Here is a 19,481-nt window from a genome sequence, read left to right on the forward strand (position 1 = left end):
TTGTTAGTCTGGATATAAACAATCACGAATCTTCTGCGTGATTTTTTTATTCATTTGACAAATTCGGGCTTCAGTTAGCCCCAACACCAGCGCGATCTCTTTTAAATTCATATCGTGCTGGTAATACATTGAGAGCACGAGCCCCTCTTTTTCACTGAGTTGATTCAGGGCGTGTCTTAGCATTTCCTGAGTGACAATTTGCTCCTCAAGACCTCGCCCTTCCAGCGGGGCAATTGGCATTTCCCCACTCAGCATTTCATCCAGGCTGGCCAGCGTTTCGGCACCTTCCAGCTGTTGGTATTCCTGATAATCTTCAGACGATAAACCCAGCTGAGAGAGTTCCTCCCATCCGGGTTCATGGCCTAGTTTTGTGCGCGCATCACGAATCAGATCTTTAATCTGATGATATTTTTGCCGTAACTGGCGAGGTCGCCAGTCGAGACTGCGCAACTCATCCAGTATGGCGCCGCGTATGCGGTGTACCGCATAGCCTGCAAAGCCTTCATCTGGCAAACCGTAACGGCGAATCGCATTCAACAATCCCATCAGTGCCGTTTGCTCCATGTCCTGCCTGTCCATAACGCAGGTACACTGCGGCGCAAGTTGACGTACCACTTTGCGCACCAAAGGAAGATAAGCCTGTAAGTAATGGCTCTCCTGTTGTGGTGTTAGCACGGGTGTCGCATTAAAGTCATCTGACTCGTAAGCATCCTGTATCATGTTATTTCCTGGCTCGTCGCCTATTGAAACACGACTTTTTTCACCAAAATATCCTTATACGGTGTAGCCATTTTTCGAGTTGTTAATTCTTTTTTCAGCGTATTAGAAACCATCGTTCTGATTTCCGATATTTTTAAAGATCGAACCTCTTCATATTTCATATCGGAGAGTTGATCGACAGTAATACTTTGATATAAGGGTTCTTCTTTCTTTATTTTGTCAGCATCTTTATCTGAATCCACAACCATCACTAATTCAGCCAACATATAATGATCTTGGCCTTCACTATCATGAAGTGTGACTACCGTTTCTGGTAAGGAGACAAAAATACTGCTGGTTTCATCCTGGCTTTCTTCGGCTTCATCAGCAGGTTTCTCTGACGCAACCATCGTTCCCTTAGCCATAAAATGATAAATGCCCCACCCTGCTGCACCCGCAATACTCAGAGCAACGACGGAACTGATCACACATGCGATAACGATTTTCTTCATTTTTCTTTTACACTTTGATCAAAACGGATTCATTCCGTTGAAATTGAGGTTCGTCATTGAGCACTAATGCCGACGTCACCTCATCCTGCTGATGACCTGACTGCTGCTGTTTCTGCTGCTGTTGCGATTGTCCTTCGGAAGACACCTGTACATTCACTTCCATGAAGTTCTGTGCCGTCAGATGCTGGCGTAGGTTCTCGCTAAATTGCTGCAACGATCGGCAGACATCACTCTGAGTTGCCCCGATGTGTACCATCAGTTTTCCCGCATCCAGTTGGACGGCAATTTCCAGTTTGCCAAGCGAGGGGGGGTCAAGACGAATGGTCGAAATTTGCTGTTGCTGGCCGAGCTGAAACTGGATCCGATCTTTCAGCAGTGCGGTCAGTTTCTCCCCCATCTCATCCGGAGACAGCTCTACAGGAGTAGAAATCTGTGTTGTGACGACATTGCGGTCAGCAAGGGGGTTAACCGGTTGGTTCCCTTGTACTGCCGTATTGAGCAAGTTCTGTGCGGAAATGGGTTGAGTGCCCGTAATACCATCCGTTTTTTTCCCCGCCAATGGACGAGGAAATCCACTTTCCTCTGCTTTCGCGCGAGCGGAAATTTGCTGCATGGTTGACGGTGTTATTTTCTCCGGGGTGATAGCCCGTAAATTCTGGGCAGAAAACGTGGCCAGTGTTGCCTGCTGCTCAGGTGTTGCCTGCGGCATATCCTGGGTTAATGCGGTCAATAATCCCTGCAGCTTAGGTGGCAATGAAGGTAAATCCGGCGCGTTATGTGAAGCAGACGTCGCATGATCTCTTTCTCCTTGCTGTGCCATCGCACTCACCAGTTGGCGGAGGAGAGGAGCCCCAGAGCCACCTGACTGCACCTGCGCCAGCATTTTCAGCATTTCACCGTCAGGCTGCTTCTGTAAACCAGATGGCGCAGCGGATTGAGCAGGTTGTGCAAGCAACATGGCCAGAAGCGCCTGCATAGCCGCAGGACTGGTATCGTCGGGCTGATGCTCGACAGCCTGTTGCTTCACTTTTGCACCAAGCAGACGTTCCGCCACAGGATTAAGTCCTTCCTGCGGTAAAGAAAATGTGCTGCCACTCTCAGTGGTTACCGGGGCCGAAATAGAGGCCTTCTCCGGTGTCGCCTCTGCCAACGCACTGGCCGAAGCCAGTAATACAGGGTTCATGCCTTCTCCGAAATTAAATTAACCATTGAATACGCCATCATTCCTTCCTGATGTTGCTGATGTTTATCCATGCGCGTTTTGAGTTCTTCCGCGCGCCGCTCACGTCGCTCAATCAGGTCTGAAAACGCCCTTCGCATGTGGGTTTTCACTTCGTGTAGCGCGGTCACGTCTGTTTCCCATGCTTCATATTCATGAAAGACGCGCATTACCTGCTTATGCAGCGCAGGCAACCGCCGCCAGCGTTTTTTATCCAGCGCTTCATTCATCGCATCGACCAGAGCATAGAGCTGCTGTTGCTGCTGCTGCCTTTCCATCACGTTATCCAAGTTTGGCTGACAGACCTTCCCAGCCGGTACGAAGATTCGTCAGAATGACAATCACCTCATCAATTTTCTCAATTGACAGCTCGCCGCTGGCTTCATACAGTCGATAGACACAGTGGTCATAAAGCCGTGACAGGTTCACCACCAGTTCACCACCGGTTTCAAACTCCAGCGAACTGGTTAAAGCATTAAGAATATCGATACATTTATTGATGCTTTGCGCTTTGCGCTCATAACGTTTGTTCTCGATATGGCTTTTCGCGCGCTCCAGTTCATCCATCAAACCGGAGAACAGCACCAGTACCAGCTCTAACGGTGAAGCAGCAGCCGTGCGAGCAGCAAGATCCATCTCTTTGTATTGCGAATAACCATCCTGCGTGTCGTACATGTTGACTCTCTATTCTTTTACTAAACCGGGCGCTTACATAAACGCGGCCATACTCACTTTCATGGTGTACGTTTCAATCAACGTATTGGTGTACTCTTCCAGGTAGCGTTCATAGTTGGTGTTGTAGGTTTGGGTAAGCTGATCGCTTTCGTCCTGAATTTTGCTTTGCTGATCCTCAATATTGTCTTCACGCATGGTGATGATGCCGGTACTGGAATCAAGGTAGCTGTCCATCAGGTCATCCATTTGGGCGACCATACTGTCATCACCGACAAAGATAGAAGACAAGCCATCCGGGTTCGCTTCCATCTCTTCGTTAAATTTATCTGAGTCGATCTGCAAATGACCGTCAGAATCCAGCGAGATGCCGTAATCCACGATCGACACACCGTCGTAGTAAGAGTGGGCAATATCGTCAAGCTGGTTGGTCAACGAGCTAAGTCCTGCATCTCCCGCGAAAACACCGGGATTGGAGCCATCACCACCATTACTGGTTAATGAGTCGACGGTGTCGATCAATGTGTTATAGGCATCAACAAAGGTTTGTACCTTGGCCTGCGAAGCGCTGGAGTCTTCCGCTACGGTAAAAGTGGTCACATCGGTGGGATCGTCAGGATCGCTGACCTCGGAGAAGGTCATGGTCACGCCGGGGATCACATCATCGAAGGTATTAGTGCTGCTAGTGATTTCCGGACCTGTCGAACTTCCCAGATGAATTTCAGCATCTTGTGCTTGAGTAGTAGAAACCAGAGGTGCAAGAGGAATAACTGGATTGCCATTTTCATCCTTTGCATTCGTTGCCGGATCATGGTCCACTGACATGGTAAAACCACTTTGCGCACCGGTACTATCAGACGTCAGCATAATGGTTGTCTGACCGTCTGTTTTCACCAGAGCAGCCGAAACGCCCGGGTTTTCATCGGAATTATTGATAGCATCGACAAACCCGGCAGCGTCAATATAGCCATCATTGTCACTATCCGCGGTAGAAAGATCGATCTCCATGGTGCTGCCATCTTCCATAGTCAGCTCAAACGTACCACTTGCACCATATACGTTGTCATCCATCTGGAAGGTGGACTGCTGCGCCTGTGCCAGCTGGCTGACATAAAACGAGTACGTTCCCGCCTGCGCTTCTGAGTTGGCAGACACCGTATTCGACTCATTGTTCGACGTCGCTGAAAACGTCAGCGGGCCGTCGGTATCACTGTTCAACGCATCGATAGCCGATTGAAAATCGGTTAACGCCGTGCTCAGCGAATCCAGTCCGCTGCTTTCAGCATCCAGGTCAGCTTGCTGCTGCTGCAGGTTTGCGGTCTGCGTGGCGATATCGGCATAGGCTGCGGCTTTCGCCATGGTTCTTGGGTTAATCATGAATAACTCCGTGCGACGTTATCGTTACTAAAGCAAAAGGTGTGCCAGCTTTATATTTCATTTAAAATCAATTGATTGCTAAGCACGTGGAAATCAAATTTCCGTTGGACCGGAAGCTTCCAGACCAACTTTCTGCCGCTGAAAGCACAACACCGCCAGACGGCGGTGTTGTGAATGGCGCAATGTCACCACTGAACAGATTTACTGCAGCAGGCTGGACACCATGCTGGACATGCTGTTGGACTGCTTCAGCATGGTGATGCCGGTTTGCATCAGCACCTGTTGTTGGGTCATGTTCGACGCTTCCGTCGCGTAGTCGGTATCCATAATGTTACCGATCGCCACTTCCGTGTTGTCCTGCATACTGGTCAGGTTGTTCGCGGTGTCATTCAGACGGTTGATAGACGCACCCAGTTTGGACTGGATCTTGGAAACGTCGTCCATTGCAGTCTGGATGGTGCCGATCATGGTGTTAGCTGAACCAGAAGTGGTCAGTTCAGTACCACCGGAAACACCAGTACCCGCCTGATCAGAAGAGAAAGAATCGCTCACATCTCCCAGGGCAGTGACCAGATCGCCCAGTTGTGTGGAAATATCAACGGTCATGGTATCGGAAGACTCAGCCCCTACCTGGAAGGTCACTGAGCTCTGGAACAGACCAGAAGCACCGGTGTTGCTACCAGAAGCCGTACCGAACAGGTTAGTCCCGCCGTAGGTGGTGTTCTGCAGCATGTCAGACATCTGCTGACCCAGTTCATCATACTCATCCTGCATAGCCTGCAGGTCGTCGGTGTTGTAGGTTCCGTTCGCTGCCTGCGTGGACAGGTCTTTCATACGACCCAGAACGTCAGTCATTTCGTCAAACATGCTATCTGCAGTCTGCAGCATCGCCGTTGCGTCCTGAATGTTGCTCAGCGCAACGCCCATACCGCTGGACTGTGCAGTCAGGCGGCTGGCAATCTGTTTGCCTGCGGCGTCATCAGCAGAAGAGTTGATACGGTTACCCGTTGCAAGACGTTCCATAGAAGTGGACAGAGATGCGCTGCTTTTGTTGATTGCGTTAACAGCCGCCATTGATGCGGTATTAGTATTAATTGATAACATGGTACTGCTCCTTGGGAATAATCATCTTCGTTTCGATACCCTGTAAAAACGACCACCCGTTCGGAAAACTTAAAGCACTGCGAAAAAAATTTCGCACTCGTTTAAAAACATCACGTCTGGAGGATATAGACATAAGTAAACATGCGCTTTTATTAGCATCCCGTGCTATCCCTCCTCGCACCACACACTATGAGAATTAGCCCAATCAATTTTTAATTAAAAGATTATTAGAAATATCTAATCATGAGACGACCACCCAGACATCGACGACTAAATCAATGAAATTGATAAGATTATACTCAATCAAAAATCACTTAATTCGCCCTACCCATTCCTTATTTTACATTTGGTTGCAAATACGACGTACTTTTATATTGTGAGTATCAAGCACTTTCGTTACATTTCAAGTCCTTTTTCGGACAGCACAAAAAACACTCAATGCCGATTAGGCTGCCGCTTCTCATCCAGTCAGCCAGAAAAAGATATCTCAAATTCTTCAGAGTTTTAATGCACTGATTTTTAACGGTGTGGCATCAAGGCTTTAAAAAATCTTGCACGAGTAGACAAAATCATGAGTATTGTAGTCAATAACTGGCGAATGGATTCTTCGCTTAATGCATTAATCCATTGTGAAACAGGTGAGACACGTCGCCTGGGCGAATACCATTTTATTCTGTTAGAGACATTAGCTAAAAATGCCGATGTCGTCTTATCGCGTTCGTTTTTAATGACTGCGGTATGGAAGAATCGCATCGTCGGTGGAAATAGTCTTCCCACCGCCGTTCATGCTTTACGCGTCGCTATCGATGATGATGGTAAACAACAGGAAATTATTAAAACGGTCCCCAAAAAAGGGTACTTATTTAATAAAAATTACCTGACCGAAATCATTGACCATAATATTAATGTGGTTGATAACATCGCCAGTGATGAAACCAAAGAGAGTGCTATTTTATCGGCAGACGACGTGCCAGATGAAAACATGAACACTCATCATGGAGCACCAGAAACAGCACAAATAACCTTATTAAACAGTGCATTAGAAGTTGAAAGTCAGAAGGTATCGGGTGCTAAAAGTCATCCTTACAGAGCCGTTCTGATAACGCTGCCCGTCATCATCATCGCCCTTTTGTTGTTTGTCCTGATGTCTGATTTTAAAGCGCCATCCGCCACGAAAAGAGAAGAAACCCCACAGTTAGTGAAAGAAAATATTGAGAATGCTAGCCGTGTTACGGTTTACCATCTTTACGACCCAGATGAAAATAAGACATCACCGTCTCTTTTTTCGCAACATATTCTCCCTGGAATGCAACAAATCAATCAACTTTTGATTACGCACAATGCTTCAATGACCTTGTATTACAGAGTGTCTCTGAGCAAATTTGCACTTGATATTGTGCTGAGCAATCAATGCAATGACAGTTGGCAGTTAGCATTAAACTTTAATAGCTGGCTAAATAAAGATAATGAAATGAATGCTGTTTTAATTAAAGAAGTGGAGAAAATGTTAAATGAAATGCCAAAATGCAAATAATTACTTTTTCTACCCTCTGGGCATGGTTACTTTATTTTTTACCGTCATGGCTCATGCGCGTATAGAGAACACGGTCATTGCTAATTACGATCTTAACAGCGGAAAGAATGCACATTACGAGCTCATTATGAGTCCGCAGAACAAAAACACCACCCTCACGCTCATTCCTCTGGACCAAATTAACAAAGCGCCTTCAACATTTAAGATCTCAGCATGTATTAATCGTTCTACGAGTTCGTCTAAACAGGGTGAATTTCATTTTACTGATGCGAAAGCGGATAAAGACGACCTTCGCTTAGCGGGTTTTAGTACATTTGTTGTTGAGCACAATCTGCATACATGGTGGATTCATTTAAACCCACAGCAAAATTTGCTCTTTACTCAGGATGTTGGAGGTCTGTTAGTCACAGACCCCTCTGCATTTATATTCTCAACGACAGCATGCCAACCGAACTAGAGCTAGCTTAATAAACTACGGACAGTCTGGCTGGAAAGTCTGGCCTGTCCATTAACCGCTTGGGCTAATACCTGATAGTTGTGATTAGCATGATCTAATACCCCGCCGAGTGACTCAGAGGCTTTTACCGCACTTTCTGCCTGCGGAAAACGTGCCATACCGTCAATGAGTTGCCGGGCCTTCTCTTGCTGAGCGGCCATTTGCGCCCGCTGATCGCCAAGGGTATCCAGCGCGTGTTGCACCCCATCCGATATGCGGGAGCTACCCTGAGAGAGACTCTGCAACAACTCTTCGGCACGTGAGGAATCGGCGAAGACTTTCAATGATGTAAATGTTGATGACTGAGTCTCCACATCGCGGGCACTCAGTGTCTGCACCACCTGCGGCCACTGTTTCTCCGTGGTGGAAAAGGTAATCGTCCCCTGCTGCTCGTGCATCTGCACACCAACACGACGCAGCGCATGGCTCATCATCATTTTATATTGACCAGACTCAACATCGTCTCCCACCACCACGGCGGAGAGTTGAGTTTGCCGTCCGTCGGAGACGCTAAACATCCGCGACCCCATCGCATTTTTTTGCAGCATTTTCGCAAGATCTGGCGAGTGAAACGTAACCCGGGCATCCCCCTGCAATACCGGGCGCAGTTGCCTGTCAACCGACCCGCCAGAGAGTGACTGTCGTTTTTCCAGCCACTGCGTAAGCTCGGCCCCTTTCTGCTGCTGCGCCTGGCCGCCCCGACGTGCTGCATGGCGATAATCCAGCAAATGCTGCTCCAGTTGCCCCAAATAGTGATCGGCCTGTTGCAGCGTGGTGAGCTGATCGTTGAGCTGAACGCTGTAGCGCTGGGGCCGGGTCGTGATCAGTGGAGAGGCCGGGTAATCACTCGCCGTTGCGGGTAACTTTTGACGGACGGGGGCATTCTGCGCAACAGCATGCTGTTGAGCTGAAGGATTAAGCGCTCCGCTACCGGAGAGTGATGTTGTATTTAAACCGACCTGCATACTGTTCCTGAACTGTTGCTAACTGTTAAATCACACTAAAAAGGTTTAACTCACTCACTTTGGAGTAGGTTTTCAACGTGGCTTCCATCGCCATTTCCAGTCCGGAAAATTCAATAGACGCCGGACCGTAATCCAGATCGCTCAACTGGCCGATTAGCTGATCGTTAGAGGTGGATATATCCGTCTGGGCACCGCTTAACATGGTCATCGTATTCTGCGTTCCCCCCAACGAAGCGATAGATGCATTAAGTGAATCAGAGGCGTCATCCACCGTATCGATCGCATTCGTAATATCGGTTTGCACCTGTGGATCGGCAGGATCAACCGATGGGTCCTGAAGCTCTTTCGATAATGAGGTGAGCGTGTTCAACACATCCAGACTGTCGCCGAAGAAATCACTGACCGCAACGTTGGTATCCACCTCTACACCATTGGATACCGTCGTTTGGCGATGGTCGCTATTGCCCTGATAGGTATAGCTGTCGGTCACACCATCACCATCATCATCCACCGCGACAATCGGCGGCTGATCGTTGACCGTCCCGCCAAACACATAGTGACCGTCTTCGTCCTGGTAATTCAATGCCGATACCATGGCTTCGGTCATCGACTGAATGTCCTGACCCAGGCTGGCTAACGAATCAGCGGTGTTGGTGCCATTTGCCGCTTCCAGCAAATCGTCGCGTATTGCTAACAGATTATTGTTAACCCCATCCAGAATCGATTCCTGCTGGCTCATCCCCGCCGACGCTGAGTCAATATTGCTTTGATACTGGTCAATGGCAGATTGCTGGCGATTAAGCTGAGTAATGCGGGTGGCCGCTATCGGATCGTCCGACGGAAGCAGAATACTTTTTCCAGTCGCCATTTGCTCAACGACATGAGACAGTTCGCTGGAAAGGTTGTTAAAACTCTGCGTCATAGACACATAAGATTGTTGAGTAGAGACTCGCATACTAATACCCCTCCAGGTTAGCTACACATTTCCAGCACAGAGTCGAAAATATCGGCACCCGTTGAAATCACTTTCAGGTTGGCCTCATACATCTGCTGATAGGTGATAAGGTTCACCGCCTCTTCATCCATGCTGACGCCGCTGACGCTGCTCCGTTGGTTCACTGCTTCGGAGTGTGCTGTCGAGGCAGCACTCGCTTCCGTCTGGTTCTGCTGGCTGTAGATACCGACATTACTGATGATCGATGAGCACGCTTCACCGACGGTCACGCTTCCCAGACCATCAATTTCCAGCGGTTCGGTAGAAATGTTGATCAGCGCCTGCAGGTTATCGCTATTGCCGCTTTCATCCGGTGAGCTGGAAAATGCCAGTTCATCGGCCGTGATATCCGGGTTAACCTCCAGGGGACCATCTTCTGAATTTTCATCATAAATAAACAACGGCTCACCAGGAGCCCCGTTCAGGTCATAACCTTTTGCAAGCTGGGTATTCACCGCATCCGCAAACTGCTCCGCCATGCTGTCGATGCTATCCGACAATGGGGTTAATAATTGATTCTGGTAATCGAATAGCCCTCCCAAAGCGCCACCTGTATCGGTGGTCATCGACGAAGTCGTTCCGGCGAACGTCAATGACATGCTCTGCGTGCCGTCGGCGTTAGTTTCCAACGCAATCGTTGAGCTCTCCTGCCCACTCACCAAGGGCTGCCCATTTTGCAGCGTAACGTCATAGTTGCCTTCATCATCAATATTGACCTGAACATCCATGATTTCGCTAAGCTGTTCAACCATCTGATCGCGGGCATCGTACAGCGCTGACGCGTTATCCCCGTTAGCTTCTGCCTCGGTGATTTGCTGGTTATAACCGGCAATGCCGCTGGTCAGGGTATTCACCTGAGCCACCATTGCCTGCTCCTGACTCACAATCTCACTGCTTTGCGAGTCGATATAACTCAGCGTGTTATCCACACGCAGCGCCAGCGACCCCGCTTCACTTATCACCTGCTCACGCAGAGCTGAGTCATCCGGGCTGGTTGTTGCTTCGTTCAGCGCGGCAAAAAAGTTATCAAACCCGCTGCTTAAACCGCTATTAGGATCATTAAGTACAGATTCCAGGGCGGTCAGATACCCTTGTTGAGAATCGTAGTACTTGAAATCACTGGCCGTATGCCAGACCTGATTCACCTGATACTGATTTGATACGCGGCGAATACTATCCACCTGCACACCATTACCGGCGCTGTTTGACGAACCAGAGCTGGCACCAATGCTGCTGGTGACAGCAACCTGTCTTGTGTAACCATTCGTCATCGCGTTGGCGGTGTTTTGCGCAGTGACGTTCAGCTCCACCTGCGCTGTCGATGCGCCGCTGTAGCCAATATTAATCATATCCATCAAAGAGTCCTTGCCGGCCTGTTGCCCGGTCTGTCGTTAACAACCTTGCAGATTAAAAGCGGCTTAAAAACCTCAGTTCTTAAGCCGCCGCGCAACCTTTATCCTTTGTGCTGAGGAGAGAGCTGTTTGACGATCATCTCCGCAATTCCAATGCCGTGCTGCTGGGCAAGGCTGTTGCACAGTTGATCGTCATAAAACCCCTGCATCATGCGCACCGAGTCGCTGTTAAACGGGTTGTCTTTCGAGTCAAAGATCTCATTGGTTTTACGCATTTCTTTCAGCATGTTGCGTAAGAAAATGGCTTCAAACTGCTGGGCAGCTTTTTGCAAATCGTTGTCTTTGATTTTGGGGCCCATTAACGCATCGCTGCTGTCAATGCCGCCGCTACGGTTCACCTTGATGTCGGACATTAAATAACCTCCAGGTCGGCATCCAGTGCGCCAGCTTCATGCAACGCCTGTAAAATGGACATGATGTCGTCCGGTGTCGCCCCTAAACTATTGAGTGCGTTAACCAGTGTTTTTAGACTGCTGGACTCCGGCAGAGTAATCATTCCCGGTCGCGCATGGTTCACCGAAATATTGCTTTGTGGTGTGACCGCGGTACGACCGCCAGCAAAGGCGTTCGGCTGGCTGACATTACTGCTTTCGTTGATGGAAACCGTCAGACTACCGTGGGATACCGCCGCAGCGTGCAGGGCGATACCGTCCCCCATCACCACCGTGCCGGTACGCGAGTTAAACACCACGCGAGCACGGACTTTTTCGGCCTGCACCTGCACGTCATCAAGCTGAGACATAAAGGCAACGCGTGCGCCAGGGCTGGTTGGCGCGCGAACGCTGACGTTGGTCGAGCTTTGCGCCGTGGCGATACCGCCAAACGCGGCGTTGATCGCTCCGGCAATGTTATTAGCATCTTTAAAAGAAGGACGTTTCAGATTAAGCGTAATGGTGTCACCCATCTGGAAGTCGCTGGGGATCTCACGCTCGACCGACGCACCATTAGGAATAAGCCCGGCAGTTGGGGTATTAACGGTAACGCTGGAGCCGCTGGCCCCGGTCGCATTCATCCCGCCAACCACCACGCTACCCTGCGCAAGGGCGTACACTTCCCCATCTGCACCATGCAATTGTGTGAGCAATAGCGTGCCGCCGCGCAGGCTTTTGGCATCGCCAATAGAAGAGACCGTGACATCAATGGTCTGCCCACGCGAGTACATTGGCGGAAGCATCGCACTGACCGCCACCGCCGCGACGTTCTTCACCTTCGGGTCGATTTTGCTCGGTAACTGAACGCCAAACTGACGCAGCATGTTGGTGATAGTCTGGTTAGTGAACTTGACCTGGTTTTTATCGCCGGTGCCGTCCAGGCCGACGACCAGACTGTAGCCGACGAGTTGGTTTTCCCTGACCCCCTGGACGTTAACCAGCGACTCCAGAGATTGCGCCTGCGTCGTGCCGGGTAGAACCAGGCTCAGGGCGATAACAATGCCGTTTAACGCCTTCATCCAGCGCCCGCTTAAGTGTTGCATATCAAAATCCTGCATTAGATCGGGAAGAGAGGATGGTTAAACAGACGCGTCAGCCAGCCCGCCGCGTTGGCATCGCTGAGTGCTCCACGCCCTGCATACGAGATTCGCGCATCGGCAATACGTTGCGAGGAGACCGAGTTATCGTTCTGAATGTCATCGGCACGCACCAGCCCACTCAGGCGAATATATTCATCCCCCTGGTTAAGGGTGAGCCATTTTTCACCGCGAATTTCCAGAATGCCGTTCGACTGTACCGAGTGCACAGACACCGTAATTTCGCCGCGTAAGCTGTTCTGCTGTTGCGAAGTCGCCGTACCGTTAAAATCACGGTTGGCATCAACTGAGGCAGACAAATTATCTTTGGTGTGACCAAAGAGGGTCGGCGCGCCAATATCAACAGTGTTGTTTTTGCCAAAATTGGTTTTCGCCTGTTTGCTGGATTGGGTCGATTCCTCCAGCATAACGGTCAGGATATCCCCGACCCGATAGGCGCGGCGGTCCGCCGTCAGTGACCACTTGTAGCCTGTTTCAAACACGCCCCCCGCCCGGCCATCCGCCGTCGGTTGTGCCTCCGTTTTAGGGGGAGCAAAGAATTCGTCATTTTTTTTGACCATGATAGCCTGCGATTCACACCCACTTAACAGGGGGAGCAGTACCATCAGCCAGAGATAATTTTTCACGTTCTGCCTGTTTACTTTAAATTTGCCGGATGGCGCTGCCGCTTATCCGGCATTTCACCACGTTGCTTTACAGCGTCTGACTAATAAACTGCAGCATATCGTCTGCTGCAGAGACCATTTTGGCGTTCATCTCATAGGCGCGCTGTACGGTGATCATCGCCACCATTTCGTTGACGATATCCACATTCGAGCCTTCCAGCGCGTTGTCCTGCAGCTGACCTAAGCCATCTTCCCCCGGAATGCCTTCCGTCGGTTGACCACTGGCGGTCGTTTCCATGTACAGGTTGTCGCCTTCGGCTGACAGGCCTGCCGGATTGGCGAAGTTCACCAACGTCAGCTGCCCCATTTCGGTCGGTTCACTGTCGCCAGGGACGATGGCTGTCACCGTACCATCGGGGGCAAACGCGATACTCGTTGAACCCGCTGGAATATCGATTTCCGGCTGTAAAGGTAACCCTTGCGAGTTGGTCAGCACGCCGTCGGCATTCACCTGCAGGTTGCCATCGCGGGTATACGCAATGTCACCATTGCTCTTTTGTACCTGCCAGAATCCCTGCCCCATGATGGCGACATTCATCGAGTTATCGGTGGTTTCAACGTTACCTTCGGTGAAGGTTTTCTGCGTACCGACGATGCGCACACCGCTACCGAACTGCATTCCGGTCGGCATGATGTTGTTTTGATCGAGCATCGCGCCCGGTGCTTCCTGAGTCTGATAAAACAGATCCTGGAACATCACGCGGTCACGCTTAAAGCCGGTGGTGTTGACGTTGGCGATGTTGTTGGCAATCGCACTCATCTCAGCATCTTGTGCCGACAGGCCGGTTTTACTGATCCATAACGCTGCATTCATAAAACTTTATTCCTGATTAAGAGCCACGTAACAGCCGGTTGCCCGAGTCACTCAGTTCCTCGGCGGTTTTCATCATCTTGATTTGCGCTTCAAACTGGCGATTCATCGCAATGGACGACATCATTTCGCTGACCGCAGACACGTTACTGCTTTCCAGAAACCCGCCGCTCACTTTGATGTTTTCATCACGTTGCGCCGGTACGCCGTCAGCCGTCACCAGCATGCCTTCGGTGTTTTTCGCCAGATTCGCGACCGGAATATCCACCAGCTTCAGACGGTCGATATCCATCGTGGCAGTAACATCACCATCATCGGGCGTGACTGAGAGCGTACCGTCGCTGCCGAAAGAGGCAATCGCGTTGGGCGGCAAAATGATCGGGCCGTTATCGCCGAGGACAATATTGCCGTCGATGGTCAGTTGCCCCTGGTCGTCCTGCTGAATATTGCCGTTACGGGTATAAACTTCGTTTCCGGCTTTATTCTGCACGGCGATATAGCCAGCGCCCTGAATAGACACATCCAGCGGGCGCTCTGTTTTTTCCGCCACACCGGTGCTGTCATTGACGCCGCTTGGACTTTCCTTCGCCATGAAACGCGTATCGAATCCGCCGCCCTTCACCTTGTCATTACTCGCCATCGCCATATCAGCACGAAAACCATTGGTGTTCACGTTGGCAAGGTTGTTGGCGCTAATCTGCTGTTCTTGCAGTGTCTGAGTGGCTCCGCTCAGCGCGGTATATATCAACCGATCCATTTCTTAACGCCTTACATCGCCTGGAAGAGAGCCTGATCCAACTGCGTACTGGTCGAAATCACTTTCGTGTTCGCCTGGTAGTTACGCTGGGCGGTCATCAGGTTGACCAGTTCGTTGGTGATATCGACGTTTGAACTCTCCAGCATGCCGGAAGAGAGCGTACCGCAAGAACCAGAGCCTGGGACGCCAATCAGCGGCGTACCGGATTCGCCCGTCTGCACCCAGGCTGTACCGCTTACCGCTTCCAGTCCGTTTTCGTCCGGGAAGGTGGCCAATACAACCTGACCCTGCAGCATGCGTTCACCGTTGCTATAAGTGGCGTAAACTTTACCGTCGTCATCGACCTGCACGCCGTTTTGCGTTGCGGAGGCATATCCGGTTGCGGAGTTGGTGGTGACCGAGAAGTCAGAGCCGTATTGGGTACAATCGGAGTAGTCGACGGTCATTGAGATCGGCGCGGCTTCATCGGTGGTGAAGGTAATGGTTTGCGGCGTCGTCGGAGACGTCAGCTTGCCGGTGTTCGGATCGAAGGTCAGCGTGGTTGCAGGTACACCGCTCTGCGGCTCGCCATCAAAGGTGTACTGCACTTCCCAGGTGTTATCCGCCGTTTTGGTAAAGTACTGGCTGACGGAGTGTTCATTGCCCAGTGAGTCATACACGGTGGTGGTGTAGCTGTCGGTGTAAGTATCACTGTTGTTCGGATCAAAGGGCACGGCAGGAACTACAGGGTCGGCCGTAGGGTCACCTGTACGGCTAATAATGTCATCACTGGCATTAAAGTTGGCCGTGAAGGTCATGCTGTCAGTGGCCTGCGCCGGGATGTTGCCGGTTTTAATTTGAATGTCGGTCACGGTACCGGTTTGCAGCGTGCCGCTGTCATCAACCGGATAGCCTTGCAGGTAATCGCCTGACGCATTGATGATATAGCCGTTTTTGTCAGTCACAAAAGAACCGGCGCGGGTATAGGAGATGTTCCCTGCGCTGTCGCACATGACAAAAAAACCATCGTCGTTGATCGCCAGATCCAGCGCATTGCCGGTAGAGACCATTGAGCCGCCGGTGGAGATACTTTGCGCGGAACCCGCCACACTCACGCCCATCGCCTGCGTTCCGGCATACATCGCGGAAAACTGAGTGGTCATCGATTTGTAACCGACGGTACCGGAGTTAGCGATGTTGTTACTGATGCCATCAAGCTGTTCATTGACGGCGTTCAGCCCCGTCGCTGCAATTTCATAACTCATTGTTTATTCCTGTAATATAAACTAAATCAGATCGTGTTATCGCTGTCGGAATTATCACTGCCGCCGTCAGTATCCGGTGGCGTCGTGTCATCGGAACCGCCGCTTCCGTCGGTGCTATCCGGTATCCCAAACTGGGTAATCATGGTGAAAGGCACTTCACCAACGCCGTCAACGTTGAGCACCGGCGTGCTGCCATCGAGCGGAATACGCACATCTTTAACTTCTCCGGTCACCTCGATCGGGACTTCTTCTTCTCCGGTATTCGTCACCACAGACACGTTGTAATCCCCCGGCGGAATACCGTAATCAGCCGGATTAATATCGAAATCCACTTGCCCAGGCCCGACAGATGTTTCGCCTTCGGGGATAAGCGAAACGGTGTAGTCATCACCCGCTTCATCGGTGAAATGCAGATCAACATCAGTACAACCATCATCCAGTGTGACGCGCCCCTGAATCGCCTTCGTGTTGTCTTCGATATCCAGCGTGGTGGCCTGCACCATAATGTCGTCCCCCACCAGATTCCCTAGCGCCATCACCTGGATGTTGCTCATCAACACAGCATTGGTATTCGCCTGCACGCTCATCTCTTCCATCATTGCCACCTGCGCCATTGAGGAGAGCTGATCGATATAAGCAGTCGGATCGGTCGGGTTTGTGGGGTCCTGGTTTTCGATTTCCGCCACGAACAGCGTCAGGAAGGTTTCTACCCCTGACGTTTCTGTGGATGTGGTGGTGGTCGGCGTATTGCTGGTGCCGCTGGTATCCGTTGTGCCGGAGGTTGAGGAGGAACTGCTGTCCCCCAGATTAGTGTCTTGCGACGTGGCGCCCACATTATTGTCTGCAACCGCCGTCTTCTCCTGAGAGGAAGCCAGAGCCTGAGATTGGGCATACAGCGCCAGGGTATTCATTACACTTCTCCTAGTTTAAGTAAGCTTTGCTGCATACTTTTGACGTTATTCAGCACATCCACGTTGGTTTCAAAATCGCGTGACGCGGACATCATGTCGGCCATTTGCTCCACCACGTTGACATCCGGATACCAGACGTAGCCGTTCTGGTCCGCCATCGGATGATGAGGCTCATAACGCTTCACCGCGCCGCCGCTTTGCATCACGTCCTGCACCTGAACGCTGGCGCCATCAATGGCGTGACGGTTGTGCCCACCAATCAGACTATTGTTGTAAACCGCGGCAAATACAGGGCTGCGCGCTTTGTAAGCCTGCGCCTCGCTGCTGGCCGGAGATTCCGCATTCGCCATGTTACTGGCGACGGTGTTCAGGCGAATGGTCTGCGCCGTCATCGCCGAACCGGAAATCTGATAAATATCAGTAAACGACATGGTTATTTTCCTTCGATGGCTTCTTTGATGCCGCTAAGTTGCAGATTCAAAAAAGTCAGACTGCTTTGATAATCCATACTATTTTGCGAAAACCGGGCCTGCTCGGTATTCAGCTCTACGGTATTGCCATCCTCTGAAGGCTGCATCGGCACACGGTATTGCACCTCAACCTCGGGCTGAACATTTGTGCGACTTGCCCGTTGCATCTCAGCGGCAAAATCAATATCTTTAGCTTTGAAATTTGGTGTATCGACGTTTGCCAGATTCGCAGTCAGTAGCTCGGTCCTCTCAAGACGTAACTTCACTGCCTGCGGATGTACACCCAATGCCTGCTGAAAACTGATTCCCATTTCTTGCATCACTCCTGCATCAATATCGCTGTTATTTGCAATATACATGCCAACTTTTAAGTGATTGATGAGAAATGATTTTATGAAACTACCGACGCACCGAAGGAAATCGTCTTTCCCCTTTGTCGCAAAAATCCTACTGGCGTTATGCTGTGCCTTACCCGTGCACGCCGCCGTCCATCCCGTTCAGCACAGCGCCCGGGAGCAAATCAGCGCGCAGGTACTCAATGCCGCTAGCCATGTCATTGACTCTTTAGCGCAGAGGCAGCAATGGCATGACTATCGCTACACCTTCAATATCTATATCCCCTCCGCGGTAAGCACCAGCGCACTATGCCCTTCGCCACCTCAGGTCACCTCCAGCGCATCTCCGGAGAAAGCCTTAACGCGAATGAATTTTGTTGTGAGCTGCCCTGGCAGCGCGGGCTGGCAATTCAACGTTGCGGTGCGTCCCGACGTGTCGGTTCCGGTGGTGATGCCAAAGTCGCTGATTGCACGCGATACGGTGATCACCGCCGACGACCTGCAGCTCAAAAAATTCAATATCAGCGGTCAACGCGAAGGGCTGATGATGAATATGGATGAGGCAATTGGTCTCACCAGTAAGCGCGCCCTGCAGCCAGGCAAACCGCTTACCCGCAGCGAACTGGTCTTGCCCGTGCTGGTCAAACGCGACCAACCGGTGATGATCGTGTCCCGTACGGCAGGGATCACCGCTTCCATGCCAGGCGTGGCATTGAAGAATGGTCGTAAAGGGGATGTGATAAAAATCCGTAACAGCAGCAGCCAGCGGGTAATCAGCGGCGTGGTGGATGATACGGGCGTGGTCACTACGCTGACCGCAGAGCAGTAAGGCAATATTTTATGACGGAATTAAAGTTTTCCCCCGGAGCGGTCGCTTATTCCCAATAACAGATAAACAACCCAACGGAAGATTTACGAGGTTGATATGAAAATTACACCTACTCTGCCAGGCAATCGCCCGACAACGGCGAGCGGAACGGAACGTTCAGACAAGAGCACCGCACCGATCAGTACGACCAGTACCACGGTAATTTCCGCCGATGACATTACCCAGGCCGGATTACAAACGGCGCAGCAAACGCTGGACAGCGATGCGCAAAGCGACGTTGATTACGACAAAGTGGCGCAAATGCAGGCCATGCTGGCCTCAGGCGACATGCAGGTTGATAACGATCAACTGGCTGGCGATATGCTCAGCTTTTTTCAGAAATAAGAGGCCAGAAAAGTGAGCACCAGGCTACAGCAGGTGAAGAGCCTGCTTCAGGGCATTCGTGAAGACGAGATGCTGTATGACACGCTTCGGGCCCAGCTTGAGCAACAGCGTCTGTGTATGATCCGTCGCTCCAGTGAAGAGTTACTGGCGGTAAATGACATCATTCAACAGCACTATGAACAGTTGAAAAACAACAGCCAGCAGCGTCGTTCAATCCTGCAACTGTTGGGCGTGAGCATCAATCGCGCCGGGTTGGAGCAGGTATTTAGCTGGTTACCCACGCTGCAAAAAAATGCCGCACACGGTCGGTGGCAAAATCTTGAGCAAAAAGCAGAACGCTGCAAATCCTACAACGAAAAAAATGGCGAGCTACTGATCCGCCAGTATGAATTTATTCAGACTTTTTTAGGCACTGAGCCTGATTTTATTTACCACCGTTAAAAACCTTCCTTGTCGCGGAAACTGGCTTTCCGCGCAAAACCCAACCAGTTGATATTATTAAAAATAAATTTCAGGCATGGATATTGCAATGTATTAGCAAGATTTTGAATATTGGGATTGCT

The 19,481-nt window shown here is 50.7% G+C and carries 24 protein-coding genes; 5 read left to right on the forward strand and 19 right to left on the reverse strand.

Features of this window, described 5'->3' with window-relative positions; all coding sequences use genetic code 11:
- Positions 1–3: 3 nt before the first annotated feature.
- The 7 genes from E4Z61_RS12200 to lafA form a co-directional block, all read right to left on the reverse strand.
- Entirely contained in the window at positions 4–720 is a 717-nt protein-coding gene (locus tag E4Z61_RS12200) for a FliA/WhiG family RNA polymerase sigma factor (protein WP_135322998.1), read from the reverse strand.
- Between the two features lie 20 nt (positions 721–740).
- A complete protein-coding gene (locus E4Z61_RS12205; RefSeq protein ID WP_135322999.1) occupies positions 741–1,211 on the reverse strand; it encodes a flagellar basal body-associated FliL family protein in 471 nt (156 codons plus the stop codon).
- A gap of 7 nt (positions 1,212–1,218) precedes the next feature.
- Positions 1,219–2,394 carry a flagellar hook-length control protein FliK gene (locus E4Z61_RS12210; RefSeq protein WP_135323000.1) on the reverse strand — a complete coding sequence of 392 codons (1,176 nt, stop codon included), beginning with the start codon at positions 2,392–2,394 and terminating at the stop codon, positions 1,219–1,221.
- A complete protein-coding gene (locus tag E4Z61_RS12215; RefSeq protein ID WP_135323001.1) occupies positions 2,391–2,708 on the reverse strand; it encodes a flagellar protein FliT in 318 nt (105 codons plus the stop codon). Before E4Z61_RS12215 ends, E4Z61_RS12210 begins: the two co-directional genes overlap by 4 nt.
- 4 nt (positions 2,709–2,712) lie before the next feature.
- On the reverse strand, positions 2,713–3,105 hold the full coding sequence (gene fliS / locus E4Z61_RS12220; RefSeq protein ID WP_135323002.1) for a flagellar export chaperone FliS: 393 nt from the start codon (positions 3,103–3,105) through the stop codon (positions 2,713–2,715).
- Between the two features lie 33 nt (positions 3,106–3,138).
- Positions 3,139–4,479 (reverse strand): flagellar filament capping protein FliD, encoded by a 1,341-nt coding sequence (gene fliD, locus E4Z61_RS12225; protein WP_135323003.1) that lies wholly within the window; start codon positions 4,477–4,479, stop codon positions 3,139–3,141.
- A 201-nt stretch (positions 4,480–4,680) separates the two neighbouring features.
- The gene (lafA, locus tag E4Z61_RS12230; protein WP_135323004.1) at positions 4,681–5,583 is read right to left on the reverse strand and encodes a lateral flagellin LafA; all 903 of its coding nucleotides are present in this window, start codon (positions 5,581–5,583) and stop codon (positions 4,681–4,683) included.
- A 571-nt stretch (positions 5,584–6,154) separates the two neighbouring features.
- Between lafA and E4Z61_RS12235 the strand changes: the two genes are divergently transcribed.
- Both E4Z61_RS12235 and E4Z61_RS12240 read left to right on the forward strand, forming a co-directional pair.
- A complete protein-coding gene (locus E4Z61_RS12235) occupies positions 6,155–7,117 on the forward strand; it encodes a transcriptional regulator (protein WP_135323005.1) in 963 nt (320 codons plus the stop codon).
- Complete coding sequence (locus tag E4Z61_RS12240) at positions 7,095–7,574, forward strand: hypothetical protein (protein WP_135323006.1); 480 nt, start codon at positions 7,095–7,097, stop codon at positions 7,572–7,574. Before E4Z61_RS12235 ends, E4Z61_RS12240 begins: the two co-directional genes overlap by 23 nt.
- Positions 7,575–7,576: 2 nt before the next feature.
- On the opposite strand, the gene E4Z61_RS12245 is transcribed toward E4Z61_RS12240, so the two are convergent.
- The 12 genes from E4Z61_RS12245 to flgB all read right to left on the reverse strand — a co-directional run bounded on the left by E4Z61_RS12245 (position 7,577) and on the right by flgB (position 17,681).
- Positions 7,577–8,578, reverse strand: coding sequence for a flagellar hook-associated protein (locus E4Z61_RS12245; protein ID WP_135323007.1), 1,002 nt, complete (start codon positions 8,576–8,578; stop codon positions 7,577–7,579).
- A gap of 25 nt (positions 8,579–8,603) precedes the next feature.
- The gene (gene flgL / locus E4Z61_RS12250; RefSeq protein WP_135323008.1) at positions 8,604–9,533 is read right to left on the reverse strand and encodes a flagellar hook-associated protein FlgL; all 930 of its coding nucleotides are present in this window, start codon (positions 9,531–9,533) and stop codon (positions 8,604–8,606) included.
- A gap of 17 nt (positions 9,534–9,550) precedes the next feature.
- Positions 9,551–10,927 (reverse strand): flagellar hook-associated protein FlgK, encoded by a 1,377-nt coding sequence (flgK, locus tag E4Z61_RS12255; RefSeq protein ID WP_135323009.1) that lies wholly within the window; start codon positions 10,925–10,927, stop codon positions 9,551–9,553.
- 98 nt (positions 10,928–11,025) lie between these two features.
- The gene (locus E4Z61_RS12260; protein ID WP_205746896.1) at positions 11,026–11,328 is read right to left on the reverse strand and encodes a rod-binding protein; all 303 of its coding nucleotides are present in this window, start codon (positions 11,326–11,328) and stop codon (positions 11,026–11,028) included.
- An 8-nt stretch (positions 11,329–11,336) separates the two neighbouring features.
- Entirely contained in the window at positions 11,337–12,458 is a 1,122-nt protein-coding gene (locus E4Z61_RS12265; protein WP_135323011.1) for a flagellar basal body P-ring protein FlgI, read from the reverse strand.
- 14 nt (positions 12,459–12,472) lie between these two features.
- Positions 12,473–13,138 (reverse strand): flagellar basal body L-ring protein FlgH, encoded by a 666-nt coding sequence (flgH, locus tag E4Z61_RS12270; RefSeq protein WP_135323012.1) that lies wholly within the window; start codon positions 13,136–13,138, stop codon positions 12,473–12,475.
- Positions 13,139–13,205: 67 nt separating this feature from the next.
- On the reverse strand, positions 13,206–13,991 hold the full coding sequence (flgG, locus tag E4Z61_RS12275) for a flagellar basal-body rod protein FlgG (RefSeq protein ID WP_135323013.1): 786 nt from the start codon (positions 13,989–13,991) through the stop codon (positions 13,206–13,208).
- A gap of 16 nt (positions 13,992–14,007) precedes the next feature.
- The gene (locus E4Z61_RS12280) at positions 14,008–14,745 is read right to left on the reverse strand and encodes a flagellar basal body rod protein FlgF (RefSeq protein ID WP_135323014.1); all 738 of its coding nucleotides are present in this window, start codon (positions 14,743–14,745) and stop codon (positions 14,008–14,010) included.
- Positions 14,746–14,756: 11 nt separating this feature from the next.
- A complete protein-coding gene (gene flgE, locus E4Z61_RS12285) occupies positions 14,757–15,989 on the reverse strand; it encodes a flagellar hook protein FlgE (RefSeq protein WP_135323015.1) in 1,233 nt (410 codons plus the stop codon).
- A gap of 26 nt (positions 15,990–16,015) precedes the next feature.
- The gene (locus tag E4Z61_RS12290; protein WP_135323016.1) at positions 16,016–16,900 is read right to left on the reverse strand and encodes a flagellar hook capping FlgD N-terminal domain-containing protein; all 885 of its coding nucleotides are present in this window, start codon (positions 16,898–16,900) and stop codon (positions 16,016–16,018) included.
- Positions 16,900–17,331, reverse strand: a complete 432-nt coding sequence (gene flgC, locus E4Z61_RS12295; RefSeq protein ID WP_135323017.1) for a flagellar basal body rod protein FlgC — start codon at positions 17,329–17,331, stop codon at positions 16,900–16,902. Before flgC ends, E4Z61_RS12290 begins: the two co-directional genes overlap by 1 nt.
- A 2-nt stretch (positions 17,332–17,333) precedes the next feature.
- Positions 17,334–17,681: a flagellar basal body rod protein FlgB gene (gene flgB, locus E4Z61_RS12300; protein ID WP_135324934.1), complete on the reverse strand. Its 348-nt coding sequence runs from the start codon at positions 17,679–17,681 to the stop codon at positions 17,334–17,336.
- Positions 17,682–17,763: 82 nt separating this feature from the next.
- On the opposite strand from flgB, the gene flgA reads away from it, so the two are divergent.
- The 3 genes from flgA (at position 17,764) to flgN (ending at position 19,359) form a co-directional block, all read left to right on the forward strand.
- Complete coding sequence (gene flgA, locus E4Z61_RS12305) at positions 17,764–18,534, forward strand: flagellar basal body P-ring formation chaperone FlgA (protein ID WP_135323018.1); 771 nt, start codon at positions 17,764–17,766, stop codon at positions 18,532–18,534.
- 96 nt (positions 18,535–18,630) lie between these two features.
- The gene (flgM, locus tag E4Z61_RS12310) at positions 18,631–18,918 is read left to right on the forward strand and encodes a flagellar biosynthesis anti-sigma factor FlgM (RefSeq protein WP_135323019.1); all 288 of its coding nucleotides are present in this window, start codon (positions 18,631–18,633) and stop codon (positions 18,916–18,918) included.
- A gap of 12 nt (positions 18,919–18,930) precedes the next feature.
- Positions 18,931–19,359 carry a flagellar protein FlgN gene (gene flgN / locus E4Z61_RS12315; RefSeq protein ID WP_135323020.1) on the forward strand — a complete coding sequence of 143 codons (429 nt, stop codon included), beginning with the start codon at positions 18,931–18,933 and terminating at the stop codon, positions 19,357–19,359.
- The last annotated feature ends 122 nt before the right edge of the window (positions 19,360–19,481 follow it).

The sequence above is a fragment of the Citrobacter tructae genome, assembly GCF_004684345.1.
GTDB classification, from domain to species: domain Bacteria; phylum Pseudomonadota; class Gammaproteobacteria; order Enterobacterales; family Enterobacteriaceae; genus Citrobacter; species Citrobacter tructae.